This is a genomic window from Actinotignum vesiculae (assembly GCF_051267215.1).
GTDB classification, from domain to species: domain Bacteria; phylum Actinomycetota; class Actinomycetes; order Actinomycetales; family Actinomycetaceae; genus Actinotignum; species Actinotignum schaalii.
Genome location: NZ_JBOZGG010000001.1, coordinates 173,105 through 198,765, shown reverse-complemented (window position 1 = coordinate 198,765; position 25,661 = coordinate 173,105). Strand labels below are relative to the sequence as shown.

The window sequence follows — 25,661 nt, the reverse complement described above, 5'->3', positions numbered from 1 at the left end:
GACGCGATGTCACGAAAACCCGCCATTGTGGGTGTGTCCTACCCTCGGGGTGGTTTAGCGCCGCACCGCCGGGGTATCGGTGCCGTTACCGTCCCAGTCACCAACGAAGAGCTCGTCGGCCACGCGCCCGTAGTGGAGCGTGAGATCGGCCGGGCCGGCATTGAGGGAATTCTTCACGAGCAGCGCGTTGCCGCGGCGTACCGCGAAGGTATCGGTGCCGTTACCGTCGAAATCTCCGGTGAAGACTTCATCCGCGGCCTTGCCGTAGGAGAACTGGGTATCGGCGTTACCCGAGACAATGGCGTTCTTGGCGAAGATGATATTGCCGCGGCGCACCGCGAAGGTGTCCTTGCCATCGCCGTCCCAGTCACCGACCAGCGGGGTATCCCCGTAGCGGCCGTAGCTGATGACCTCATCCGCGTTTCCGCTCTTGAGGGAGTTCACCACGTAGAAGGTGTTGCCGCGCTGGACCGCGAAGGTGTCCTTACCATCGCCATCCCAATCGCCCACGAGCACGGTATCACCGGCCTTACCGTAGGAGAATTCGATGGGCGCCTTGCCACCCTCGAGGGTATCGGAGACGTAGAAGGTGTTCCCGCGGCGCACCGCGAAGCTATCCTTGCCGTCCCCGTTCCAATCACCCACGAGCACGTCGTCGCCGGCGCGCCCGAAGCTGAAGACCGCCTGGGCCACGGTCGCGGTCCAGTTATTGGATACGTAGAAGGTGTTGCCGTTATCGGAAGGCTCAGCCGGAACGCTGGGATCCACGCTCGGGTCCGTACCCGGTTCCGGAGTCGGATTCACGCTCGGGTCCGTACCCGGTTCCGGAGTCGGATTCACGCTCGGGTCCGCGCTGGGATCAACGCTGGGCTCCGGCTTCGGCTCCGGCTTCTCGCCTTCCTTGACGAACTGATTGACAACCGGCTGCGATTCCTTATCCAGGCCGAGCGCATTCGCCACGGTGTAGTGCAGGTCGGTCTGGTCGGTACGCCCGATCACGTTTTCCGCACCCGGGCCGGAGGCCGCGATACGCAGCTGCGCACCGGTGTGGCCCTGGCCGCCGCGCGCCACCTCATTGGAAGCCGCGGTGTTATAGGACATCTGCATGTAGTCGCCGTCCACCGTCTTGAGGATGGTGTTCACGCCCGAGGTCGTGCTTCCCGCACTCACGATCTGCGAGGTGTGAGCGTGATCGGCGGTCACGAGGATAAGAGTGGGTTCGCCATTCTCCTTGGCCCAGCGCTGCGCCACCGCAACGGCCTGGTCCAAATCGTCCAGTTCGCCAATCTGACCGCAGGCATCCGCCCCGTGATCAGCCTTATCAATCGAGGCAGCTTCCACCTGGAGGAAGAATCCGGCGTCGTTCTTGAGCAGATCCATGGACTTCTGGGTCATGGCCGCCAGAGTGGGAACATCGGCGGTCCGGGCTTCGTTAATCGTGCAGGTCTCGTAAGTCGTAGGCTTGCCCGGGTGGGCACCGACTCGTTGAACATGCGCGGCATATTGCCCGGAGTGAAGAGGCCGAGAACCGGCTTATCCTGGTTGGCTTCGGTCAGGGCAGCCATCTGCTCCGCCGTCGTCACAATCTGGAAGTCATTATCGCGCGCGTTTTCCAGCACGGACTTACCGGCCGTCCACCGCGTCGTCTCACCCCAGGTACCGGACACCTGTACTTCGGCGTCGAAGTACTTCGCGCCGCCGCCCATCGTCACGTCCGCGCGAGTATCCACGAGCTGTTCGGAAATCGAACCCATCCCGCCGTTTTCACGCAGATCGGAGCCCTTAGCCGGCTTCGCGTTCCCGGAGGGCGCGTAATGCGAGCGGCTGGTCACGTGAGCACCCATGACCGCCGGGGTGGCATCCTGCACTTCCGAGGTGGTGATATTACCGGTCTTGAGCCCGGCCCGCTTCGCCTTCTCCAGGAGGTTCTCCTGGGGCTTTTGGGCCAGGTCCACACCGATAGCGCCGTTGTAGGTCTTCGTGCCGGTGGCCCAGGCGGTACCCGAAGCGGCCGAATCGGTCACGTAGTTAATGGCGCCGTCGCGATCAATGGAGAAGTGGGTGTAGGACCCGGTGTACTCGAGGTTATCGATACCGGGCAGGCGCCCGTTCGCCCCGTAAAGGTAGTTGCGGGCGGAGGTGATTTCCGAATCGCCCATGCCGTCACCGATGAAGAGCACCACATTCTTGGCCTTGGCGTCCGAACGCTGCTCGCCGTCCTTGCCGTACTGAGCGAAATCACCGGGGGCCGGCACGGTCACCTTGCCGTTTTCGTCCACGGCGATGGCCATCTTGGCCCCACCGGCGACCGGCTTGGCCAGATTGGCATCGCTGGCAGCGGTGGAAGCTTCGGCGTTGAGGGAGAGTGCATTACCGATGGTGTAGAAAAGATCGGTCTGGTCGGTTTGGCCCAGCACATTTTCTTCACCGGGGCCGTAGGCGGCCACGCGCAGCTGCGCGCCGGTGTGCTGCTGGGAACCGGCATTCGTGCCATCCTCAGCGACCTTCGTGGTGCCGTAAAGGATGGACATGGGCGAACCATCGGCGGTGGTCAGGCGGGTCACGGGGCCCACGTGGTCGTCGCCGTCGGAAACAATCTGCGCGGTATGCGAGTGGTCCGCGGTCACGATAACGAGGGTCTGCCCGTCCTTCTTCGCGAAGTCCAGGGCAACCTTGGTGGCCTGGTCGAGGCGATCAGTTTCCCCGATCTGCCCGCAGGCATCCGAGGCGTGATCGCGCTTGTCAATGGAGGCGGATTCGACCTGGAGGAAGAAGCCCTTCTCCGCGCTCGGGTCATCGAGGAGTTCAATGGCCTTGCGGGTCATATCCACCAGCTCAGGCTCGGTGCCAATATCCTGCTTTTCGCAGGTGAGCGGATCGGCCTTCGCCCCGCCGACCTTCGCCTGGGAGGACTTGTAGGCCGTGGTCATATTCGAGGGTGCAAAGAGCCCGAGAACCGGGGAATCCTGGTTCGCCTTGGTGATTCCCGCGAGTTCGTCGGCGGTGGTCACCACCTGGAAATCATTCGCGCGGGCGTTGTCCACAACCGACTTATTGGCTTCCCACTGGGTGTTGTACTTGGCCGCGCCTTCAAGGAAGGGGTTGGTATTCCCGGAGGCCGTGGTCACCATGGCGTCGAAGTACTTTGCGCCGCCGCCCAGGGTCACATCCGCGCGGGTATCCACAATCTGCTCCGAGATGGAGCCGAGCCCGCCGTTTTCACGCAGGTCCGCGCCCTTGGCCGGCTTCGAGTTACCGGAGGGAGCGTAGTAGCTGCGGCTGGTGGAATGCGCACCCATGACGGCCGGGGTGGCGTCCTGAATATCGGAGGTGGTCACGTTGCCGGTACGCATCCCTGCGTTCTTGGCCTGCTCGATGAGGTTCTGCACCGGCTTGCCGGCCAGATCCACGCCGATGGCTCCGTTGTACGTCTTCGTACCGGTGGCCCAGGCGGTTCCCGAGGCGGCCGAATCAGTCACGTAATTGAAAGCACCATCCTTGTAGAGGGAATGGTGCGTGTACATACCTTCGGAGGTGAGTTCGTCAATACCTTCGAAACGCCCCGAGGCGCCCTTGAGGTAGTTGCGGGCCGCGGTGATTTCCGACTGGCCCATGCCGTCACCAATAATGAGGATGACGTTACGGGCCTTGGCGTTGGAACGCCCCTGGCCCGCCTTGCCGAATTGCGCGCAATCGCCGGGTTTGGGCGGAATAACGTTTCCTTGCGAATCAAAAATAACGCAGTTTTCCGGCCCGTTTGCGGTGCGGTAGGTGGTATTTTCCGCCGAAGCGGCACCTCCCGCGAGCGCCGAGAAGCCGACGGCGGCCACAGCTGCTGCTGCCACCGCGCGCCGGGCAGTGAAATGTGAGGATCCCATTGTCCTTTTATCCCTTCTAACAGAACGTGGGCCCTCTAAGGTTCACTTAACTCATTTACCGGAAAGCAAGCACAATGTAACGAACGGGTGAACAGTATTGTTTGTGCGTGGTGGGTGCGGCACCGTCAGGTTACGAAAATTCCAGGGTTTTAACGACGACGCCGCCCGCCGGGCAGCGGGCGTATCGGGCGCGCATCTAGCCCCGCGGGTAGGCATTTCCTCCGTATCCGGCCAGGTAGCGAGCCCGGGAGAGCCAGTATTCGGCTTCGCGCAGCCGACCGAGGGCATCGTGTTCCCAGCGGGTGCCGTCGGTGCGGGCGGCCCCGGCAACGAGGGAGAGCGTGACCCCGGCTGCCCGCGCATAGACGGGTGCGGCAGGTAAACGCTGTTCCAGTAATGCACACCACTGCCCCAGGATGGAACGCAGGTGCGGGTAGGCGGCCGGGGCCAGGTGGGGCAGCACGCTCATATGCCCGAGCAGGCAGGCCCAGTCGTCGGCGCGGTAGCCCGGGCCGAGGGAATCCACGTCAATAACGCCGGCACTCCAGCCGGTGGGGCTGGGCGCGGGCCCCGTTGGCGCGGGCGCGCCTACCGCAGCCCCCATTGGCGCGGGCGCGCCTACCGCAGTCCCCATTGGCGCGGGCGCGCCTACCGCAGTCCCCATTGGCGCGGGCGCGCCTACCGCAGTCCCCATTGGCGCGGGCCCGCCTGCCGCGGCCCGCGCTGCACCGTCGCGGGCCCGCGCTGCACGAAAATATTGGCCTCGTAAAAATCGCCGTGCACGGGCACGATAGGCCCGGGATCAAGGCTGGCCATCATCTCCGTGACTCCGCTGGCCACCGCGTGGGCGCGAGCCGCGATTCCGGGGAGGGCCACAGCTGCGGCGTGCGCGTAGTGGCCCACCCGATCCGCCCAGGCCGGCCGGTGAGTGAGGTGGATGGCCGCGGCCGGCAGGCTTTCTTGCAGGTTCCACAGGGTATCGAAAAGCGCGACGCTCTCCTCCCCCAGCCCGCGAGCCAGCCAATTGGCCAGCGGCTCACCCGGGAGGGTGGAAATAAGAACGAGGCCGCTCGGGTCTTCACGCACCACCCGCGGGGCGAGCACCCCGGCCTGGCCGAGCATGCGATGGCGTTTGGCCAGGGACTGCGCGGCCGGTGGGCGCAGCACCTTCGCGAAGGCACTCCCGCCGCCCGCGGTGGTGACTTTGACGACGGCGCGCCTGGTGGGCCGGTAGCTTTTGAGCTCCACCGCGACTTTTTCTCCCAGGAATGCCGACATTCGACTCGGGGTAACAGCCAGCGGGAGCGCGGGAAGCTCGGGGTCATGGGGGTATTCCCAGACCCACACGGCGGTATCCCGGTGGGTGAGGCGCACGAGGGTGGGAGTAAAAGTGTGGGAGAGCTGCGCGGTGGATGCGCACACGTATTTTTCGCGCGCTTGGCCGGTGGGGCGCCCGCCTTCTCCGCGGGCGCGCACCGTCACGGTGTAGCTCACGGTCACGCCGGCCCCGGGGCGGTGATTGACGCGGTGGACCGCCCAGGAGATGAGCTGCCAAGCGGGAAGGGCGATGGCGAGCATCGACCCGGCGTCCGGGCCGGTCAGCAGCGCTAAATCAGCGCTTTCCGAAGATGCAGCCATAGAACAATAGTGCCGCATCCACCCCGGTGGCACAATGCGGGCGCGCGGCCCGCCGACGCGCGCCCCATCCAGCACCGCCCGGCGGCACCGGGCTCCACCGGGCACGACCTGCGCGCGGCACACGTGCGGGTGGCCCGCGCGCCACGCTCGCCGCCGGCGTGGGAAGATGGAGGGGTGCGTGACCTTGCTGCCCTCCCCAAAGCCCATGTGCATCTGCACTTCACCGGTTCGCTGAGCGTGCCCAGCCTCGTGGATATGGCCCGCAGTGCCGGGGTGCGCCTGCCTGAGAACCTCACCGATAACGTGGCGATGCAGGTGCCCGCGGACCAGCGCGGCTGGTTTAGATTCCAACGTGCCTACGATGCCGCGCGCGCCGTCGTTCGATCTGAAGAAGCGATGCGGCGAATCGTACGCGAAGCGGCGCGGGCCGACCGTGCGGAAGGATCGCGGCGCCTGGAAATTCAAATCGACCCGACCTCCTACGCACCTTACGTTGGCGGTATCACCCCGGCCCTCGAGATTGTTCTCGACGAGGCGAAAGCGGCCACCCGGGATACCGGAGTGGAGGTGGGTGTTATTGTGGCGGCCTCGCGCACCCGCCACCCGCTTGATGCACGCACCCTGGCTCGCCTGGCCGCCCGCTACGCCGGGGATACTCCCGGTGAGGTGGTGGGTTTCGGACTCTCCAATGATGAGCGGCGCGGGCGCACCACGGAATTCGAGGCGGCTTTCCGCATCGCCAAGCGGGCCGGTCTGCGTTCGGTTCCCCACGGCGGGGAGCTGCTCGGCCCCGAGCATTTGCGCGAGGTCATCACGCACCTCAATCCGGATCGGCTCGGCCACGGGGTGCGGGCCGCCGAGGATCGCGCTCTCATCGGCGAGATTGTGGAGCGCGGAATCGCGCTGGAAGTGTGCCCCGCCTCGAATGTGTCGCTCGGGGTATTCCGCGAAAATGACGATGTTCCCCTGCGTACCCTGTTCGACGCCGGAGCAATCATCGCGCTGGGTGCCGATGACCCGCTGCTCTTCCTGGCCCGCCTCAATGCCCAGTATGAGATCGCACGCCGGCAGGGTTTCTCCGATGCGGAGCTGGCCGAATTGGCCCGCCGTTCCATCCGCGCGTCCTTCGCCTCCGCTTCCTCGAAGCGGGCCTGGCTCGCGGAGGTTGATGCGTGGCTGGAGGAAGAGGAAGAAGACTAGGCTTCCAGGCCGCCCGCTACGCTCCTAAACCGCCGAGCACCACCGGCTCGGGATGGAGCACCACCCCGAAGGCATCTTTCACACCCGCCTGGATTTCCCGGGCCAGGGCACGCAGCTGCGCCCCGGTGGCTCCCCCGGCATTGGTGAGCGCCAGGGTGTGCTTGGAGGAGAGCCGCGCCGGCCCGTGCCCGTAGCCCCGGGTGAACCCGGCATGCTCAATCAACCACGCGGCTGAGGTCTTGACCAGCCCGTCGACTACGGGAACACCGCCGCTCAGAGTTGCGTGCGCGGCGTCGTGCACCTCGTAACGCGGGGCTCCTTCTGGGAGCCGCTGCGCCTGCGCGGTGGTGAGCACCGGGTTGGTGAAGAAAGAACCGCACGAATACGTATCGCGGTCGGCATTATTGAGGACCATGCCTTTACCGGCGCGCAGCTCCAGCACCGCCTCCCGCACGGTTTCTGAAGGCACCCGCGCCCCGAGCTCCACCCCGAGGTGGCGAGCCAGCTGCGCGTAGCCGATGGGATCGGACACATTGGAGAGCTTCGTTTGGAAGGTCACCTCAAGGACGATATACCGCGGGCTCGGCCCGTATTCCCCAATGGTTTCCTTGAGGATTGAGGTGCGGTACCCCAGGCGCATATCCGCGAGGAACAGCGTGCGGATGCGTTCTTCGCGCCGGTCATAGACCTTGAGACGCGCGAGGGTCGCGGCGACTTCCTGCCCGTAGGCCCCGATATTTTGCACCGGGGCCGCGCCAACGGTTCCGGGAATCCCGGAGAGCGCTTCAAAACCGCCCCAGTCCTGGGAAATCGCGTGAACCACGAGGTCATCCCACGGGGTTCCCGGCAGCGCGGAAAAATTCGCGCCTTCGCAGCTGCCCAGCGAATCCAGCACGATCCCGGAGCGCATATCGCGCAGCACAATCCCGTCAAAATGGCTATCCGCGGGGAGGATATTCGAGCCGCCCCCAATCACGAGGAGCGGGGTGCCGGCCGCGTCCGCCCGGCGCACGGTATCCACCACGTCGGTTTCGGTGGTGGCTTCCACGAGTTCAGTGAAGGTTCCGCCCACGCCGATGGTGGTGAGCTCGGCGAGGGTAGTAGCTCCGCTGCGGGCCCGGGTGGAGAGCACCGGCGCGCTGACGTGATGCGGTTCGGGTGGTTCGGGAAGAGTACAGCTCATTGTTCTAGCCTACGGCTTTCGCGGCGACGGCGCATGCGCTGCGCGCGCGATTGGTACGACGGCGCAGCTCCAGCCCGCGCGTTAGTAGAACGACGGCGCAGCCGGGGCCACCAGATACGCAAAAAGGGAAGCCCGTTCAGGCTTCCCTCAAGCTGTGCATCCCGGCCGGGGCTCGCCCCGGGTGGGATACCGTCACGCTACCGCGCTATTAGCGGGTTTCGCGATGGTTCGTGGAGGCATTGCACCGCGAGCAGTACTTTTTCAGCTGCAGACGATCCGGATCGTTGCTGCGGTTCTTCTTCGTGATGTAATTACGTTCCTTGCACACCTCGCAGGCGAGGGTGATCTTGGGACGCACGTCAGCAGACTTGCTAGCCATTCCTTTTTCTCCTCAAGGTTGTGCCCTACTGGTAGTCAGTAGCGGGGGCGGGGATTGAACCCGCGACCTCACGATTATGAGTCGTGCGCTCTGACCATCTGAGCTACCCCGCCTCATGTCACCGCATGAGGCGGCAACGGAGCCCCGAAAGAGAATCGAACTCTTGACCTTCTCCTTACCATGGAGACGCTCTGCCGACTGAGCTATCGGGGCGATGCCGATTTCGCAACGAGTACCAAGCTTACTCGATTCACGCTGAAAAACCAACAGTGCGAGAAATGTGAAACAGAACAATCTATTTCGACATTTCGTGGCGGGTGTAGGATTCGAACCTACGAAGCGTAACGCATCTGATTTACAGTCAGGTCCCTTTGGCCGCTCGGGAAACCCGCCAATATAACTTCCGAAGAAGTGTTTTTCACCCCGTGGAAGAAAGGCTTCGTGGCCGCCCTTCCGTAAGGCACCAGATGAGATTACCCAGGGAGGAAAGTTACTGTCAACTTTTGAGGCGGGAACGTGGCCACCACCACTCCCCTGGTTGCCCGGCGGGCGCGCCGACCGCTAGCTGCGCCGTCGTACCTACGCGTGCAATGGTGCGGATCCACGTGCCGCAACCGAACTTAGGGCAGGCGGTGAATCCACTCGGGTGTGGAGAATTTCGCCTCGTAACGTTCCTGGGCCACGCGCAGGTCCTCCGCGGTGATCTCCCCCTGGCTCGCGCCGTATTTCTGGGTGAATACATCCTTGAATACCGCGATAATGGCGTCGCGTTCCATCCCGGTCTGGCTCTTCATGGGATCCACGCGCTTGTTCGCGGAGCGGTGCCCGCGGTTCTTCTTGCCCGCGCTGCCCATATTGAGCACGTCCATCATTTTGTCCGCGTCAATGTCATAGGCGAGAGTGACGTGATGAACCATATAACCGGTCGCGAAATGCTTCTGGGCCGCGCCACCGATTTTGCCGCGGTCGGAGGCGATGTCATTGAGGGGGACGTAGTGGGCTTTCACTCCCACCCGCGCGAGGGCTTCGATCACCCAGGCATCCAGGAAGGGATAGGACTCCAGGAAAGACATCCCGTCCACGAGCGCGGTGGGCACCACCAGCGAATACGTGATGCAATTGCCCGGCTCCATGAACATGGTGCCCCCGCCGGTAATGCGCCGGCCCACGGTGATCCCGTGGCGGTCCACCCCGTCCTGGTTGATCTCATTGGAATAGGACTGGTACGAGCCCATGACCACGAGCGGGCGGTCCCATTCCCAGATACGCAAGAAGGGCTTGTGTTCCCCGCGGGCCACCGCTTCGGGGAGGGTTTCATCCATGGTCATATTGAGAACCGGGTGGATGACCGGGGTGTGAAGGACCTCGAAATCGATATCTTCCCAGGCCAGGGCGTGGCCGACGGCGCGGCGCACCGCCACGGCAACCCCGCGCGGGCTCAGCCCGAAGAGGTTATCGGTGGGGAGCACCGCCGCCTCCACCGCCTGAGCAATATCTTCCGCGGAAGCATCCGCGCTCAGCCCCTCGATGGCATCGGTGATGCGCCACAGCGCGCTATCCGGTTCGATGAAGAAATCGCCGGAGAGGCGAATATTGGCGAGTTTGTTATCGACCACGTCCAGGTCAACAATCGCCATTTTCTGGCCGAGTTCCTTGTATTCGCCGTGCATAAGCGTCCTTCTTTCTGTCGCGGAAGGTGAGGGGTGAGCGGAGGGTGACGGATGAGCGGAGGGCTAGAGAAGTGCGCCGTCGTGCGACTCCCCGCGGGAAATCGCGGTCATCGTGTCACGATTGACCACCTTGACGCGGGCGCGGCCCTGCTGGGCGCCGAGGTTTTCCTCGAAAGCTTCCAGGAGTTCCCAGCCTTCCCACGTGGTCCATTTCACGCCGCGCTCGGTAAGGAGATCGAGGAGCCCGCGCCCACCCGAGCCGTCCCCGGTGGCGCGCGCGATGCCGGCTTGGGCGTCGGCAACAAGGTGGCGGATGGTTTGGCGTGCATCGGATTTCGTGGAACCAATGAGGCCCACGGGGCCGCGTTTGATCCACCCGGTCACGTAGTAGCCGGGGATGGTCTCCCCGGTATCGGTGACGATGCGCCCTTCCTCGTTCGGGATGACCCGGTGGATGGGATCCCAGGGCAGCCCATCCAGCGGTTCGGAGGCGTAGCCGATGGCGCTATATACGGCTTCCACCGGGTAATCCACGGTTTCGCCGGTGCCGGCAACGGTGCCATCCCCCTGGAGCTGGGTGCGTTCCATACGGATTCCAGTCACGTGATCCGTGCCGAGGATTTCCACCGGCGCCTGCATGAGGTGGATATGAATCCGGCGCGGGGCGGTCATTTCTTCCGGATCGTTGAAAACCCAATCCGTGAGGAGATCCACCACCTGACGGGTCATCTTCGAGGAATCCAGGGCTTCCTGAGAGCCGGCATCATATTGGAAATCTTCGGGGTAGACCTGGATATCCACCCCGGCCACTTCGCTCAATTCGCGCAGCTCAAGCGGGGTGAACTTCACCTGGGCCGGGCCGCGCCGCCCGAAAATATGCACGTGTTCGACGGGGTTGGCACGCAGCCCGCGCTCCACATTCTCCGGAATATCGGTGTGGGCGCGCAGGTCGTCCGCGGAACGCACGAGGATGCGGGAAATATCGAGGGCCACATTCCCCACCCCGATAACCGCGACGTTGCGGGCATTCAGGGGCCAGGTGCGCGGCACATCCGGGTGGCCGTCGTACCAGGAAACGAAATCCGCGGCCCCGTAGACTTCCGGAAGATCGGCGCCTGGGATGGTGAGGGGTACGGATTGATCGGCGCCGGTGGCGACGACGACGGCATCGTAAAACTCGTGAATCTCGGACATGTGGACGTCTTCCCCGATTTTCACATTCCCGAGGAAGCGAATATCGCCGCGTTTGAGGATGGCGTGGAGGGCTTTGATAATCGAGCCGATGCGCGGGTGGTCAGGCGCGACCCCGTAACGGACCAGGCCGTAGGGGGTGGGCAGCTTATCGAAAAGGTCAATGCTGACCGGGATATCGGATTTGCTGAGGATATCCGAGGCGTAAATCCCGGCCGGTCCCGCGCCGATAACCGCTACCCGATAGGGGCGTTCCGGGGTGGTTTGCTCGGGGGCGGGGGATGCATGTGTCACGGCTAACTCTCCTTCTGCGTTCACCTCCCCTATCTTAGCGAGCCGCGCGCACGGCGGGCAGAGTGGTACTGGGGAACATCGAGCCACACAGGGTGGTACTGCACGACAGAAAATCGGGGATTGGCTGTAGCTCCAGTACCACTTTGTTATCCGGCCTGATGAATAGGCGGTCAGTTCTGCCGAGGGGCTCCCCAAAAAGCAACCCCTCGATATCGCGGCTCTCAGCATGCAACCTGACGACAGTGGGCGCCACAGGATGCAACCTGACGACAGCGAGCCCCACAGGATGCACCCTGACGACAGCGAGCCCCACAGGATGCAACCTGACGACAGCGAGCGCCACAGGATGCAACCTGACGACATCAAAACAATTTCTTAACGTAGTTGCGGTTGCACTTTGATTTCCGGCAGTCGCGGCAACCGCTCCGCGAGAATATCAGCGGCTTCACAAACCCCAATAGTCACACGCGTCCCCGCCGGGGCGGTATATGTTTTCCGAGCTGTAGTGCAGATGTCGTACATGCGAAGTACACCTCGAAAAAACACCCCGCCTCCCGCCGGGTGGGTATCAGCTCGAGCCAATACCCCCGCATTCCGCAGACCGACCTCCCGCCGGCGCGGGGCAGGTTTTGTTTTCCGGAAGCGGCTGCGCATGGCCAGTTACGATCCGGGAAATAGGGCGAGGGGCCGAGCATAGGGCAAGGAACCGAACATAGGGCGAGGGACCGGGCATAATGCTCGGTCCCTCGCCTTGGTGTGTATTCGTAGCTTCGGCCCGTTTGATGGTCCGCTGCTATCCCGCTACTCAGTGCGAGAGGCGCGGCACGGGCCACACCGGGGTGCAGTCTTTAGTGCACCGTGGTGTCGAGACGAATAATCCCGTAGGTCCAGCCGTGGCGCAGGTAGACCGCGCACGGTTGCTTCGTTTCTTCGTCGATGAAGAGGTAGAAGGGGTGGCCCACCATTTCCATTTCGTAGAGAGCCTGGTCCACGGACATGGGATTGGCTTCGTAGAGCTTATCGCGCACCACAACCGGGGAATCCCCCAGCTGGGTTTCTACCGCTTCCCCGGTAGTTTCGGGGCGGGTGGGATGCGTTGCTTCCACCTCGGCTTCGGGCGCGGGCTCCACCTGGGCTTCTGCCGCGAGTTCCTCCGCGGTGAGCGTGAGCGGTTCGCCCACCTTCTCAACCACACGCCGATGGGACTTACGGCGATCACGCGAGCGACGCAGCCGCTCAAAAAGCTTTCCGGATGCTAGATCGAGGGCGCTGTACTGATCAGCAGCTGAGGCCTCAGCCCGGATAACCGGGCCCTTATCAATAACCGTGATTTCGATAACTTTCGAGTTATCCGCTTGGGCGGGGTTCTTTTCCTTCGACACCTCTACCTCAACGCGCTGAGCGCGCGGAGCGAACTGTTCCACCTTCGCGATTTTTTCTTCGATGTGATTGCGGAAACGGTCCGAAACTTCAGTGTTCCTACCCTTGACGATAATCTCCACGGTGTCCTCCTTGGGATGTAGTGGCGGGCGCGCGGCCCGCTGAAAAAAATGCCCGCTTCTCACGCGGATAAGAGAGGCACCACCCCCTATCCTGGGTCACCCGGCACGCATGCGGCTCAACGTTCACCATTGCTCGTTTCACCCGCTCGCGCGGCCGGCACCGTTATTTCTTGGCATTAAGTGTAGTTCAGTTCACAACATTCTGAAAGGGCTGGAACAGCGATAATGCTGTGCGCGAGTTCGCTGGACGCGGATCCGGAGCGAGGGCTAGGACCAATGCCGCAACCACCTGCCCACCCGCCTGCGCGATGGCTCGGGCACACCCGGCCAGGGTAGATCCGGTGGTGAGAACATCGTCAATAAGAATGACCCGCCCGGGAATGGTGATGCCCGGACTCAGCCGAATCCCGCGGCCTTTTGCGGCCCGCTCCCGCTGACCGGCAAGGTGGCGCTGCCCGGCCCGGGCCCGCTTTTCTTCCGCCGCGTGTTTTGCGCGGGCCAGGAGCTGAGAGGGCAGCGCGCCGAGTGCCCCGCCGCCAGCTCTCTCACCGCGCAGGATGCCGCCGAGCAGCCCACTACCGGCACCTTCACCGCTGATGAGCACCGGTACGGCCCGCGCATCGACTCCCCCGGCAACCAGCCCCCTGGCCGCGGCCTGCGCCAGGTGGCCGGCTATGAAACGCCCGGCCCGGTGGCGGGCCGCGCCCGAGGGCGCGGGAATAACGCTGAGCGCCGTGCCTTCCCAGAGCGGGGCGAGCTGCCGGCAGCGCTGCGCAAAAAGAGTGGCGAAGCGGGCGGTGAGTGCGGCGTCGTTCCCGTGTTTCCAGGTGAGGAGTGCTTGCCGGCGTACCCCGACGTATTCCCCCAGGGCGAAAACCGGGAAGAGCGCTTCTTCGTCGCCGCTCGGGAGGATCTGCATAAGGGCCGGGGCGCGGCCTTCCCCGCCGCGCCAGCTGCCGGCTACCGCGCGGGTGCAGGCCGGGCACAGGGTGGCATCCCAGGCCCCGCATCCGGCGCACCAGCGCGGGAAGATGAGGTCGCCCAGGGCGCCGGCCCAGGAGCGCAGCGCCCCGGTAGCGCCACCGCGATGAGCGCGCGAACCAGCGCCACCGTTACGTGCTAATGGGGCGCGGGGCGGCGGGGGCGGCGTCGTACCAATAAACATGAGCCCAGCGTGCCGCACGTGCACCGAAAACGCAGCCACCCCCGCGCGGTCTGTGGATACGCGCGGCTTTTGGGAGGCTGTGGATACCTACTACCCCGGCAGCACAATATCCGTGACGCCGGTGGCGACCGGGCGCCACGCCCCGCCGTCGCGAGTGGCAACCACCTGTTGGTCGGTGAGGACCACGATGGATTGCTCCCCGCGCCCGGCGGTCAGCCGCACCGAACCGGGATAGGGCGTGACGTTGAGGCGTTCCATGGGCCCGCCCACCCGAACCGCGAAAATCAGCGGGTCGGTGCCGGCGGTGGCGCGCCCGAGCACCGCGATATCGGTACTGGAAATCCAGGCCACCGAACTCACATCCGCCAGGCGCTGCCCCACTTCCAGGGGGTCGCCGAGCGCCGTCGGCTCGTGGCGGGCATCGCGCTGGATGGGAGCAATGAGCATCTGTACGGTATCCCCCACCTGCGCCACGATAAGCAAGCGCGCGCCCTCACGCGAAGCCCGTACCTCGCGGATCCGCGCCCCCTTGAGGAACGGCGCGGTCAGTTCGCGCACCCGGCCGTCATCGGCCGCGGCCAGCACCACGCCCTTATTATCGGTTTCGGAAGTCCACACCCAGCCCCAGTAATCATACGAGGGCTCCACCAGGCGTTCCCCGCGCACCATCGCGAAAGGCTGGAAACCATCGCTTCCCACCCGCACCAGGGCATCGCGCTGGGCGGTGAGCAGGGCGTAGGATGCCACCGAATCGGAATAGTTCCCGGCCATGCGCGCCACCTGGATATCGTCGAACACCCCGCTGGTGAAGACCGGGCGGGTCTTGCCTTCTTCCACCTTGTAGGGCCGGTTATTTTCCAACACCGTGAGGTCATAAGCCCCGTACGGATACGTGGGCAGGTCTGCGATGGCGATGGTATCGAGCGGCTCGCCGGACACCGTAATATTCACCGAATGCACCGGCACCACGCTCTGGCCGGTGAAGGAACGCTGGATTTGCTGCACGGCACGCGCCTGGGATTCCCGACTGAGGGTGGAGATCTCCGCGGTGACATCCAGGGTCAGCACGCCGCTCTCCAGTTTCGGGCTGGAGGCCATGCGCAAACTGGTGGGAATTTCCGAGTGCACCGCATCGGCAAGCCACGGCGAAGGCCCGGCCAACAGCCCGGCAATCGTGGAAGAAATAAAGGTCATCCGCGGGTAGAACCGCAGGTCGGGCACCATGGTATCCGAGCCAGGACCGATGAAATACAGCGGGGTACGCACGTACATGGAGGCGAAGAGGCTATCGGTCATCATGATGCCGTCTTCCAGTTCCGCGATGCGCCATTCTCCGCTGGCGTTGCGCTCCAGTTTGAAGGTGGTGGAGTGGATGGCGTCCGTGGAGGCTTCGGTGTAGCGCCCGCCGGTATCCACGGTTCCCTGCGCGGTCACCGAAATAACGTAGGTGCCGTCCTCGCGTTGGGTGGGGGAAATATTTTGAGAATTCGGGTAGACCCGCACCTGGGAGCGCGGGTTCCAGGTGCGGCCGGCTTCTTTGGTGAGGAATTGGCGGGCAGTGGCGTAATCGTCGCCCGCCCCGCTGCTTCCGGCCAGCAGGAAACCGCGGATGACTTCTTCGGGCGAGGCGCCGGTGGCCGGCCCGGCCGGGGTGAGACCGAAAACAGCTTCTTCGGTGGGAGGCACGCTCGCCTCATTGACCGGCCCGGAGCGCGGCAGCCGCCCGCAGCCGGCCAGCGTCAAGATCACCACGCTGAGCAGCACCGCGAGGGCACGCCCCCGCCCCGCTTTCTTCAGCACGTGCGTGTTCATGCGTCCTCCTTCCCCGCCGAACCGGTAGGCGCCACTGTTCCGGTAGGCGCCGCCGAACCGGTGGGCGCGTTCGGGGTGTGCGTCGTCGTACCAGTGTGCGCCATTGTTCCGGTAGGCGCGCTCGGGGTGTGCGTCGTCGTACCGGAAACGCCCGTGCCCGGTACCGCATTTTTCGGCGACGCCGCCGCAGCGGCCCCGCTACTTGCGTCCACCGGCGCTACCGCAGTTGCGCGAATAGCTGGAATCGTGCCGGTGGTACCCACCGCGGGCAGGGACCCGGTGGTATCCGCCCGTGCGATCTCGATGGGAATATCCCCGCTGTCCTGCCAGTCTTCCGCGGCCGCCACCCGCAGGGGCAGCGGCGGGGTGAAAGCCGCTTTTTGGGTGCGGGGCACGGTGAGGAGGAAGGTGGATCCCACCCCCAATTCGCCAGTGGCCTGCAGGCGCCCTTCGTGGAGCAGGGCGTCCTCGCGGGCAATGGTCAGGCCCAGGCCGGTTCCCCCGGATTTGCGGACCCGGGAGGTATCGGCGCGCCAGAAACGGTCGAAAACATGGGCGGCCTGCTCGGGGCTCAGGCCGATACCGCGGTCGGAGACTTCCACCGCCACCGCGGTATCCGAGCCGACCACCCGCACTTTGACGGGCCCGCCTTCGGCATGCTCCACCGCGTTCACCACGAGGTTGCGCACGATGCGTTCGATGCGGCGCGAGTCCACGCTCGCCACGGTTTCCCCGCGCGCGGAGAGCGTGACGGGCACCCCGTTCGCTTCGATCAGGGGCGCCTGGGAGATGATCACGCGCCGCACAATTTCTACGACGTCGATTTTGCTGGTTTCCAGCACCATCGAACCCGCATCGAAGCGGGAAATCTCCAGCAGGTCGGAGAGCATGGTGTCCAGGGAAATGAGTTGGGAATGCTGGAGTTCGGCCGAACGGCGCAGGCTGGAGGGCAGTTCGGAACGCTTATCGTAAATGAGCTGGCCGGCCATCCGGATCGTGGTGACCGGGGTGCGTAATTCGTGCGAGACCGCGGATACGAAATTCTGCTGCACCTGGGAGAGCCGCTCGAGGCGGGTGAATTGGTCCTGGAGCGATTCGGCCATCTGGTTGAAAGCAGAGCCGAGCTGGGCTAGTTCATCTTCCCCGCGGTCGTCCATGCGCACATCAAAAGCGCCCCCGGCCAGCTGGCGGGCATTTTCCGCCGCCGCCCGCACCGGCTTCAAGACCACGTTGACGAGCACCCCGGTGGCCACCGCCACGATGGTGAGCAGGGCGATGGTGGCGAGCATCAGCACCCGGGAAACCTGCGCCACCGTCACTTCTTCGTTTTCCAGGGAATAGAGCGTGTAGAACTCATACATGCCGGCATTGGGCAGGCGCACGGTCGCGCCGATGAGAATCCCGGGGAGGGTGTATTCCTCCCCCTTGGCAATCGCCACCGCCTGCCATTGCGGGCTGGAGGATTCCTGCACGGCTTCGCGCAATTCGGGGGTGAGCACATCCATAACTGTTGCCGGGGTGGGTGCTCCCACATCGGCCACCAGGTAGTTACCGGTATTTTGCCCCGGGGAGCGGATGAGGGCCGTGCCCACCACCCCGCGGATCGGCTCGAATTGGGAACGCACCTGCGCGTTGGCGATTTCCTGGACCGCCCCGGAGGTCTGGGCGTTTGCGGAGTCAAAAACGTATTGGGCTTGGGAGCGGGCGCCGTAGAACTGTTCGGTGGCGGCGCTCACCGCGCGCTCGTAGAGTTGCGAACGCGTTTGGTTGGCAACAATTACCGCGGTGACGATGCTGGTGAGCACCCCGATTGCCACAATTGCGGAAACCACCCGCGCGTTGAGGGAGGTGCGCCACGATTGTGAAAATGAGGTGAGGGCGCCACGCCCCATGCTCCCGAGGCTGCGATGGATATAGCCGCGCCGCGAAAATTGACTCACTCCTGGGTTGCCCCCGCCCGGTAGCCCACCCCGCGCACCGTAATAACCACCTCGGGATTATCCGGATCCTTTTCCACCTTGGAGCGCAGGCGCTGGATATGCACGTTAACGAGGCGGGTATCGGTGGAATCGTGGCGGTAGCCCCACACCTGTTCCAGCAGTTCTTCGCGGGAGAACACCTGGTAGGGCTTGCGCGCCAGGGTGGTGAGCAGCTCGAATTCGAGGGGTGTCAGGTGCAGATCTTCCCCGTTGCGGGTGACCTGGTGGGCGCGCGGGTCGATAACCAGATCGGCAACCCGCAGGGTTTCCGCTTCCGGTTCGGTACGCCGCAGCCGCGCCTTAATACGGGCCAGCAGCACCGAGTTCTCAAAAGGCTTGGTGACGTAATCATCCGCCCCGGCTTCCAGGCCGGCCACCACGTCCACCGAATCGGTGAGCGCGCTCATCATAATGATGGGCACATCGCTTTCTTCCCGCAGCTGGCGGGCCACTTCCACCCCGCTCATTCCGGGCAGCATGACGTCCAGCAGCACAATATCCGGTGTTTCTGCCCGGAAAATAGGCAGGGCATTGGTGCCGGTGGCACACACCGTCACGGCGTATCCTTCCGATTCCAGCAAGATCGCCACCATTTCAGAGATACCGGGATCGTCATCGACCACAAGAACGCGCATAGTCATAGCGCCATTTTCTCACGTTCGCGCCAATCGTGCAGAAAAACGCACGAATGGCGTGCGCGGTGGGCGCGGCGGCTGCGGGGCGCAAGGCGTACGGCAGGGCCTGCGGTGGCGGAACGCGGGGCGCGGGGCCGGAGATGCGTCGTCGTACCCCTAGTTATCTTCCGGCGCCCTACTTCTCCTCCGGCGTTTCCGGCTCTTCGCTCCGCACCACGCTCAGGCGCGGGCGCACCTCCACATCAGAGGGGCGGCTCACCCGCCGGGTAGCGCGGGTAGGTTCGGGTGGCTGGCGGGTGGCGGTTTCGCGGATGGCGTCCGCGAGCGCCATGAGGTCGGTATCCGAGGGCGGGGCCGGTTCAAATTCGGTGCGCAGGCGGATCATCTGCCAGCCGCGCGGGACGGTCACCGATTCGGCGTGGGCTTCGCACAGGTCGAAGGTGCCCGGGGAGGCCACCGGTGAGAGCGGCCCGATCACGGCGGTTGCTTCCGCGTACTGGTACGTCAACGTGGCAACGGCCGGCTGCTGGCACGTGGTGCGGGAACACTTTCTCAACGGACTCACGCCTTAGACGTTAGCACGCCCGTGTAACCTTGGGGTATGGACACTTTTCCTTCCCAGCCTCGCCCCCGCCGCCGTGATCGGCACGGACGGGGCATTCGAGGACCGGTGATCCCCTACACCCTGCCGGCCTGGCGCACCCGCGCCGATAAATTCGACGATATTATCGCCGCCGAACTGGCCACCTACCGCACCCATTTCGGTGAGGATATGCGCGATCTTGATTTCGCGGTGATGGACGTTCCGGCCTCGGATCCCTCGCCGTGGGAGGACGGCGTGCCGCTCGCGCGCCTGCTGCCTTTCGAACGCGGCGGCGCGGTGCGGGCGCGGCTGCTGTTTTACCGGATGCCGATGATGCGCACCGCGATGGCCAGCCCTTTCCCGCGTATCGTCATCCACGATATTGTTACCGAGCAGCTCGCCGCGGCGATTTCCCGCCACCCCGAAGACATTGATTTTTTGCGGCGCGGTTTCTAGTTTTTTCGGGTACGACGCCGCAGCTGCGGCCCGCGTGCCTGCGTTCCTGCACGCCGTGGCGGCGCGGTGGTGCGCTTTTATTTATCGCGCACACCTAGTTGGCTCGCATCCCTGATTTTAGTTCTGGCGCACCGCGACGCGGGCGGAGAGCGCTTCGCGCTGGTCGGCCACCGCGCTCACCCAATCAATTCCGCTGGCCCCGCCGGCTTCCCCGTTCGGGGCAAGGATGAGGGCCGCGGCGCTCACCGAGTTTTCCGCTTCGATGCGGTAGCCGCGGGCCGCCTCAGATAGTTCCACCGTGGCGTATCCGCGCACCTGGGCATCCACGGGGTCGAGGTCCACGCCGTCAGCGCCCACCGGGGTGATGTCTACGTGGCCGCGCCCAGCCAAGGCCAGGCGGGCCGGGCCGGGCCCGAAGCTTCCCGCCGTGCGGGCGGCCGGGGCAACCGGGCTGGCCCAGGCAGCGTCTCCCCCGCCGGCCAGTAACACGCCCGCGGCGAGGGGCTGCGCCCCGCGCACCTGCACCGCGTAGGTGCCCGGGTCGATACCGGCCAGGGTAAGGTCCATAACGGAATTCGCGGCGATCTCCACGTCTTCCCCACCGGGCAGGGGGCGGGTGGCGCCGTCTTCCCCGGTGAGCTGCACCGTGAAGGTGGTGGCCTCCCCGGGGTTGGCGATGCGCAGGGTGGAGCCCTCCGGGATTCCCGGAATGGTCAGCTCCGTGGCGGCCGGGGCACCGGTCGCAAAATCCACCCCGGCCCCGCTGGTCCCGGAAATATGCTGGTTTTGCAGGGTGGCTCCGAAGGTGCCGGCCTGGGCGCTCAGGTGGAGGGCGAGGCGGGAATCTTCGGCGAGCAGGCCGTCCAGGGTGTGGCGCACGGTGGAGCGCCCGGGTACCGCCACTCGCACCGTGCCGAGCGGCCCGGCCCCGCCTAGGCCGTCCACCCGCACGGTGATGGGTGCGGCGCCCGGATTGGTGAGGAGAAGCTGGTTGGAGTACCCCACGCTGGTGGCCGAGGCGGTGATCCACAGGTCTCCCGCCCCGCTCACGCAGGTATTCGTGGCCAGGCCGCGCCCGTTGCCGCCCTGGGCGCTATAGGCCACCGCACCGGAAAGAACTTCGCCGGGATCGGCGCTGAGGATGGTGCCGGTGGGAAGCGCTGCGCGCGCTTCCTTATCCGCGGTCCCGAAAAGCAGCACCTGGGTGGCAATATTTTCCGCGGTCCCCCCGGGGGTGCCCTCCACGGTCATGCCCGCGGAAATGGTTTGTTCGAATCCGCCCCCGCAGAGCAGCTGGGTGGGGGCTTCTCCCGCGCTCGCCACCTCGGCTTCTACCGCGCGCGGCGCCCCGGTGGGAAGAACGACGCCGGGCGCCGCTACCGCGGCGGCGATTCCCAGCACCGCGAGCGCGCTACCGGCCCGCACCGTGAGGTGGCGCCAGCGCGCCCCGCTCCCGCTGGCACGCACCACTTCGGCTTCATCGCGAACCTGGTCCATTACTCCACCACCTTCCGACGCACCGGGATGGCCACCACGAGCGCCGCGGCCACGGCGAGGATCCGCGCGGCGGCCACCAGAGCGTCCCCGGTGCGGTTATACGTCATCGTGAGGCGCCCGGAGCTCCCGGCCGGTATCTCAAAAGCTTGGGCCCAGCCGGCGTTATAGGTGGGAAGGCGCTCGCCGTCCAGACGGGCTTCCCACAGCGGGTCCTGGCGTTCGGCCAGGCGCACAATCCCGCCGCTGCGGCCCGCGCTCGCAGGCAGTTCAGTATCCACACCGTAGCGCCCGGCGGGTAGCGCGCTGCCGTCCAGGGTGAGGCGCGCAGCGTCCACGGCGCTCGCCTCGCTGCGGGTGAGCCGCCAGGAAAGCTGCCGGTCGGTGGCGCTGATCATATCGAAACGCCCGGTGGAACCCAGGGCGCGGGCGAGCTCCCCGGCCCGGGGCGCCTGGGTGGGGATTACCACGTAAGAAATGGCGTGTTCGGCCAGGATATCCGCGGCGCACGGGTTCCCAGCGTTCATATCGGCGACGGCGCTGGCCACCTCCGCCGCGGCGGCATCCCCGGAGTAGGTTCCTTCCAGGGCCGCGAGCGCCCCGGCCATGGTGCTATCGGTGAGTTGGCGGCCCGGCCCGCGCCAGATTTCGGCGCGAATACCGTTCTCCGCCGGGTAGAGGGCGAGGACCCGCACCCGGTCCGGAGAGGAGGCTTCCAGGGTGGCGGCGGCCGGCACCGGCCTCCCGCTTTCCTGCTGGAGCTCGGTGGTGCCGGTGAGGACCCGGCTGAGGTAGAGACCCGATCCGGCCAGGGCGCTAAGGATCAGGACCGCAACCGAGCCCAAGCCGAAGAGCTGATAGAGCCCGAAGGAGCGTCCGCTCATATCGGTGCGCAGGCCATCCCCGGCGCTCACCAGCGCGATCCACAGCCCGCCGAGCGCCACGCTCAAGCCGATACCGCTCCAGGCTGGCGCGCTGAGTGCGGTGGCGCCGTCGTACACCTGGGCTACGGATACGCGAGTGGAGGCAATTGCCCAGGCGAAACCGACCGCGGCGATCAGCCAGCCGGCGCGGATGCGCTGCCAATTACGCGCCCGCCCCAGGGCCAGGACCGCGATCATCACGAGGCAGGCCGCGCAGATGAGGGCGATCTCCCCGAGCCACGGGAGGGTCTCAGGTTGGGCGAGGGGGAAGAAGGAGAGGAGGTCGAGGGTGCTCGGGCGGGCCGCGAAAGGTTCTCCCGGGGTGGCGAACAGCAGCCGCCAGGAAGCTTCGAGCCCGGGAATGACCACCACGGCCGCGGGGATCGCCACCCACAGCCAGCGCAGGCGCCGCCAGCGCAGCGCCCCCACCAGGGCAATGAGAAGAAGCACGGCAAGCATGACCGGGGCGGCCGCCGCCAGGTAGATACCGGCGAGCGCCGCGGTGCCCAGGCCCGCGGTAGATTCGATGCGGTCGCGGGTGCGGGGCAGGCGCCATACGGAAAGCACCGAGGCGGCCAGCACCGGCACAAGTATATGGACGAGCGCCCCGGCCACGTGGCCCGCGCTCAGCGCCCCCACCAGGGGCCCGGCCCCGGCCCAGACCAGGCCGGCCACCGCGCGCACATGCGGGGAAAACGTAAGGGTGCGGGCCGCCCAGAAAGCCGTCATACCGGCCAGCACGGGGGCGCACAGGAGCAGAAGTACCGCGGCGTCGCCCAGGGTGCCCCCGAAGGGCTGGAGTGCCAGGGCGAGCGGGGAGAGCAGGGTCCATAGCGCGTCGATGCGCCCGGGGCTGCCATCCCCCACCGCGAGCCAGCCGGGCAGGCTGGCGCGCAGCACTTCGGTGCCGGTGAGGGCATCGGGGCGCAGTGCCCCACCGCTCAAGTACCCGCCGCGCAGCAGCGGGAAGGCCGCCACTCCCGCCACGAGGCTGGTCAGGAGGAGGACGGTGCGCCGGGCACGTGCGGTGGACCGGTGCCAGCGCCGTCGTTCTGCTTCTTCAAGCGGATTCGGGCGCGCCACCAAACGGATTTTCTCCCGTTCACTGCGTGTCATTTCGCGCCGTGCCGCGCGCACGTCGCGCCCGCGCGCTTCGAGGGCCGCGAGTCCGGCACGGCTTTTTTCAGTGCGCCGGCGCCGCCGCCGAGCCCGCATCAGCGCGGGAAGGCTCCCGAGCAGGCGTGCGGCCCCGCGTATTTCGCCGTCCGCGAGCCGTGCCTCTTTGCCGAGCAGCCGCACCAGTGCCCGCACCGGGCCGAGCAGCACGTACCCGAGAAACAGGAAGGGCGCGAGCAGTGCGGGGGCGGCGAGCACCGCGTTGTAGAGTTGCGCGCCGCGGCGGGCCGCAAAAGAATCTCGGCCGTCGTTGCCGAGAGAGACGCGCGCGTGGCGCACGGTGGCGGAAGGTTCAACGACGACGCGCCAGCCCGCTCCGCGCAACCTCCGCGAGAGTTCGAGTCCATCCCCGAAGGGCCCCAGCCAGGTATCGAAACCGCCCACCTCGCGCAGGGCGCTGGCGCGCACGAGCATGCCGACGCTTCCCACCGCGAGTACGTCGGAGCGCCCGTCCAGCTGACCGCCGTCACGGTCATCGAGGGCGACTTCCGGGACTCGCCGCGCGCTGCGGGTGGCGCGGATACCGACTTCCAAGAGGGCGCCCGGATCCACCCAATCCACCTGTTTGCAGCCCACCGCGCCGATATTGGCGGCATTTTCCAGGGTACGGGCGAGGTTCGCGAGGGCATCCGGGGCGGGGGCGCTATCGTCGTGCAGGATCCAGTAGGCGTCATAAGTGCCGGTGGTGGATTCCGCGGAAGTCGATTCAGCCGCGGCAGACTCGCCGGTGCCGCGTGGTTCATTGCTTGAATCGCGGGCATCCGCGGCAACCGCCTCATTGACAGCCGCCCCGAGTTTTCCGGTGAGCACGCTGATGGCATCGGGTTTCCGGGTGGAGGCTTCCAGCGCGGTGAGGGTGTCCTCCAGGTAGGCGGAGCCCGGCCGGGTGATAACGAGAGCGCGAATTCTGAACTGCATTGCTGTTGATGCTACGCCAGCGCGGGCGCTGGGCGGTTATGCCTCGCCGACGCGGCGGCGTTGCCGGCTCAGGCGCCGGCGGTCATTATCCGACATGCCACCCCAAATACCGTGACGAATATCATGCTGGAGAGCGTATTCCAGGCATTCCTCCCGCACCGGGCATTCGTGGCAGATTGAGGTGGCGGGTGCGGTGGAGCCACCTTTTTCGGGGAAGAAAATATCGGGATCGGTTTGGGCACACAGCGCGGATTCACGCCAGTGCAGCGATGCCGAATCAGCTTTATCGTAACCGAGGTCGAAGATGTCAAGCATGGCGTCCTGGGCGTCCTGCGGCGTCAATCCGCCACTCCCCGCGACGCGCAAGCCGGGGTTAATCCTCCGCACATGTCCTCCTCTAACCAAGGTCTCTTTGTAAATTACAAGCGTGTCATACCCAAAAAGTCAAGCGAAAGCGGTATATTGCCCACCCGAACTTTCGTTCGAGTCCGGCGTGTTGCCGCGGCCAGGTGCGCTTTAGGCCACGTGAGCGATTTGCTCACAATCACGAGGAGCGTAACTGGCTGGCGGCGCTCGAACCCGGCCGGCAGTCCCCGAACCCGGCCTGAGGGAACTCGAAACCAGCCCGGCAGCCCCCGAAACCGGCCCGGCCGGTGGCGCCCGGCCTGCAAATAAGCAAAAATGACCCTATGCGTGGAATCATTCTGGCCGGAGGCTCCGGCACTCGACTTCATCCCGTTACGCTGGGCACCTCCAAGCAGCTGGTACCCGTGTATGACAAACCGATGATCTACTATCCCCTGAGCACGCTCATGCTCGCTGGGATTCGCGATGTCATGGTTATTACAACGCCCGAAGATGCCCCGGCGTTCCACCGGCTCCTCGGGGACGGCAGCCAATTCGGCATCAGTATTTCCTTCGCGGTACAGGAAGTTCCTAACGGCCTGGCTACCGCCTTCACCATCGCCGCCGATTTCATCGGTAACGAACCGGCTGGCCTGGTGCTGGGCGATAACATTTTCTACGGCCCCACGATGGGGCGCCGCTTGGAACGCAATACCAATCCGGATGGTGGCGCTATCTTTGCGTACCATGTTTCGGACGCGCGAGCCTACGGCGTCGTCGAATTTGATGAGAATTTCAAGGCGATCTCCATTGAAGAAAAGCCCGCCCACCCGAAGTCTAATTTCGCGGTGCCGGGCCTGTACTTCTACGATAATGACGTTATCGAGATCGCCCGGAACCTCGAACCCTCCGCACGCGGGGAATACGAAATCACGGATGTCAATCGCAAGTACCTGGAGGCGGGCAAGCTCAAGGTTGAGGTGCTCGACCGCGGTACCGCGTGGCTGGATACCGGCACTTTCGATTCCCTCGCGGATGCCACCAGCTTTGTGCGCACCATCCAGGCCCGCCAGGGGCTCTCGGTGGGTTGCCCGGAGGAAGTGGCGTGGCGGCGCGGGTTCCTCAGCGATGAGGAGCTGCGAGCACGCGGTGAGAAGCTGCGTAAATCCGGGTACGGGGATTACCTGCTCGGACTGCTGGAAGCCCAGCACGATATCCCTTCCGCGAGCTACTAGGACGC

19 protein-coding genes, 3 tRNA genes and 1 pseudogene are annotated in these 25,661 nt (G+C 65.3%); 3 read left to right on the top strand and 20 right to left on the bottom strand.

Going from position 1 to position 25,661, the window contains the following annotated elements; translation table 11 throughout:
* Positions 1 to 54: 54 nt before the first annotated feature.
* The 4 genes and pseudogenes from ACRQHG_RS00835 to ACRQHG_RS00820 form a co-directional block, all read right to left on the bottom strand.
* Positions 55 to 1,395, bottom strand: coding sequence for an alkaline phosphatase (locus ACRQHG_RS00835; protein WP_435719359.1), 1,341 nt, complete (start codon positions 1,393 to 1,395; stop codon positions 55 to 57).
* Positions 1,392 to 3,878 (bottom strand): alkaline phosphatase, encoded by a 2,487-nt coding sequence (locus ACRQHG_RS00830; RefSeq protein ID WP_435719358.1) that lies wholly within the window; start codon positions 3,876 to 3,878, stop codon positions 1,392 to 1,394. The genes ACRQHG_RS00835 and ACRQHG_RS00830 overlap by 4 nt, the downstream gene beginning before the upstream one ends.
* A 196-nt stretch (positions 3,879 to 4,074) precedes the next feature.
* Positions 4,075 to 4,479: pseudogene (locus ACRQHG_RS00825) on the bottom strand (hypothetical protein); the annotation flags it as partial.
* Between the two features lie 77 nt (positions 4,480 to 4,556).
* The gene (locus tag ACRQHG_RS00820) at positions 4,557 to 5,516 is read right to left on the bottom strand and encodes a phosphotransferase (RefSeq protein WP_435719357.1); all 960 of its coding nucleotides are present in this window, start codon (positions 5,514 to 5,516) and stop codon (positions 4,557 to 4,559) included.
* A 174-nt stretch (positions 5,517 to 5,690) separates the two neighbouring features.
* Between ACRQHG_RS00820 and ACRQHG_RS00815 the strand changes: the two genes are divergently transcribed.
* Entirely contained in the window at positions 5,691 to 6,716 is a 1,026-nt protein-coding gene (locus ACRQHG_RS00815; protein ID WP_435713514.1) for an adenosine deaminase, read from the top strand.
* Positions 6,717 to 6,732: 16 nt separating this feature from the next.
* Here ACRQHG_RS00815 and ACRQHG_RS00810 read toward each other — a convergent pair whose 3' ends face one another.
* The 13 genes from ACRQHG_RS00810 to ACRQHG_RS00750 all read right to left on the bottom strand — a co-directional run bounded on the left by ACRQHG_RS00810 (position 6,733) and on the right by ACRQHG_RS00750 (position 19,091).
* Complete coding sequence (locus ACRQHG_RS00810; RefSeq protein WP_435719356.1) at positions 6,733 to 7,899, bottom strand: UDP-N-acetylmuramate dehydrogenase; 1,167 nt, start codon at positions 7,897 to 7,899, stop codon at positions 6,733 to 6,735.
* A gap of 208 nt (positions 7,900 to 8,107) precedes the next feature.
* Complete coding sequence (gene rpmG, locus ACRQHG_RS00805) at positions 8,108 to 8,278, bottom strand: 50S ribosomal protein L33 (RefSeq protein ID WP_435719355.1); 171 nt, start codon at positions 8,276 to 8,278, stop codon at positions 8,108 to 8,110.
* Positions 8,279 to 8,317: 39 nt separating this feature from the next.
* Positions 8,318 to 8,391, bottom strand: a tRNA-Met gene (locus tag ACRQHG_RS00800).
* A gap of 27 nt (positions 8,392 to 8,418) precedes the next feature.
* A tRNA-Thr gene (locus ACRQHG_RS00795) sits at positions 8,419 to 8,491 on the bottom strand.
* A 98-nt stretch (positions 8,492 to 8,589) separates the two neighbouring features.
* Positions 8,590 to 8,671 (bottom strand) — tRNA-Tyr (locus tag ACRQHG_RS00790).
* A 227-nt stretch (positions 8,672 to 8,898) separates the two neighbouring features.
* Positions 8,899 to 9,948 carry a lipoate-protein ligase small subunit gene (gene lplB / locus ACRQHG_RS00785; RefSeq protein ID WP_435719354.1) on the bottom strand — a complete coding sequence of 350 codons (1,050 nt, stop codon included), beginning with the start codon at positions 9,946 to 9,948 and terminating at the stop codon, positions 8,899 to 8,901.
* Between the two features lie 63 nt (positions 9,949 to 10,011).
* Entirely contained in the window at positions 10,012 to 11,433 is a 1,422-nt protein-coding gene (locus tag ACRQHG_RS00780) for an FAD-dependent oxidoreductase (RefSeq protein ID WP_435719353.1), read from the bottom strand.
* An 848-nt stretch (positions 11,434 to 12,281) separates the two neighbouring features.
* Positions 12,282 to 12,935, bottom strand: a complete 654-nt coding sequence (gene hpf / locus ACRQHG_RS00775; RefSeq protein ID WP_087070522.1) for a ribosome hibernation-promoting factor, HPF/YfiA family — start codon at positions 12,933 to 12,935, stop codon at positions 12,282 to 12,284.
* 187 nt (positions 12,936 to 13,122) lie between these two features.
* Positions 13,123 to 14,100, bottom strand: a complete 978-nt coding sequence (locus ACRQHG_RS00770) for a ComF family protein (protein WP_435719352.1) — start codon at positions 14,098 to 14,100, stop codon at positions 13,123 to 13,125.
* A 90-nt stretch (positions 14,101 to 14,190) separates the two neighbouring features.
* Positions 14,191 to 15,912, bottom strand: coding sequence for an LpqB family beta-propeller domain-containing protein (locus ACRQHG_RS00765; protein WP_435719351.1), 1,722 nt, complete (start codon positions 15,910 to 15,912; stop codon positions 14,191 to 14,193).
* Positions 15,909 to 17,852 (bottom strand): MtrAB system histidine kinase MtrB, encoded by a 1,944-nt coding sequence (gene mtrB, locus ACRQHG_RS00760; protein ID WP_435719350.1) that lies wholly within the window; start codon positions 17,850 to 17,852, stop codon positions 15,909 to 15,911. Before mtrB ends, ACRQHG_RS00765 begins: the two co-directional genes overlap by 4 nt.
* Positions 17,849 to 18,532, bottom strand: a complete 684-nt coding sequence (gene mtrA / locus ACRQHG_RS00755) for an MtrAB system response regulator MtrA (protein ID WP_026428307.1) — start codon at positions 18,530 to 18,532, stop codon at positions 17,849 to 17,851. Before mtrA ends, mtrB begins: the two co-directional genes overlap by 4 nt.
* A 169-nt stretch (positions 18,533 to 18,701) precedes the next feature.
* Entirely contained in the window at positions 18,702 to 19,091 is a 390-nt protein-coding gene (locus ACRQHG_RS00750) for a DUF3499 domain-containing protein (protein ID WP_435719349.1), read from the bottom strand.
* 36 nt (positions 19,092 to 19,127) lie between these two features.
* Here ACRQHG_RS00750 and ACRQHG_RS00745 point away from each other — a divergent pair, with 36 nt between their 5' ends.
* Positions 19,128 to 19,565 carry a metallopeptidase family protein gene (locus ACRQHG_RS00745; protein WP_026428309.1) on the top strand — a complete coding sequence of 146 codons (438 nt, stop codon included), beginning with the start codon at positions 19,128 to 19,130 and terminating at the stop codon, positions 19,563 to 19,565.
* 117 nt (positions 19,566 to 19,682) lie between these two features.
* Here the strand turns inward: ACRQHG_RS00745 and ACRQHG_RS00740 are convergent, their stop codons facing one another.
* Genes ACRQHG_RS00740 through ACRQHG_RS00730 form a run of 3 tightly spaced genes read right to left on the bottom strand, consistent with a single transcriptional unit; the run spans position 19,683 to position 24,463 of the window.
* A complete protein-coding gene (locus tag ACRQHG_RS00740; RefSeq protein WP_435719348.1) occupies positions 19,683 to 21,062 on the bottom strand; it encodes a DUF5719 family protein in 1,380 nt (459 codons plus the stop codon).
* A complete protein-coding gene (locus ACRQHG_RS00735) occupies positions 21,062 to 24,076 on the bottom strand; it encodes a glycosyltransferase family 2 protein (protein WP_435719347.1) in 3,015 nt (1,004 codons plus the stop codon). Before ACRQHG_RS00735 ends, ACRQHG_RS00740 begins: the two co-directional genes overlap by 1 nt.
* A 36-nt stretch (positions 24,077 to 24,112) precedes the next feature.
* On the bottom strand, positions 24,113 to 24,463 hold the full coding sequence (locus ACRQHG_RS00730; RefSeq protein ID WP_425319833.1) for a WhiB family transcriptional regulator: 351 nt from the start codon (positions 24,461 to 24,463) through the stop codon (positions 24,113 to 24,115).
* 302 nt (positions 24,464 to 24,765) lie between these two features.
* Between ACRQHG_RS00730 and rfbA the strand changes: the two genes are divergently transcribed.
* The gene (gene rfbA, locus ACRQHG_RS00725) at positions 24,766 to 25,656 is read left to right on the top strand and encodes a glucose-1-phosphate thymidylyltransferase RfbA (RefSeq protein ID WP_087070516.1); all 891 of its coding nucleotides are present in this window, start codon (positions 24,766 to 24,768) and stop codon (positions 25,654 to 25,656) included.
* Positions 25,657 to 25,661 lie beyond the last annotated feature (5 nt).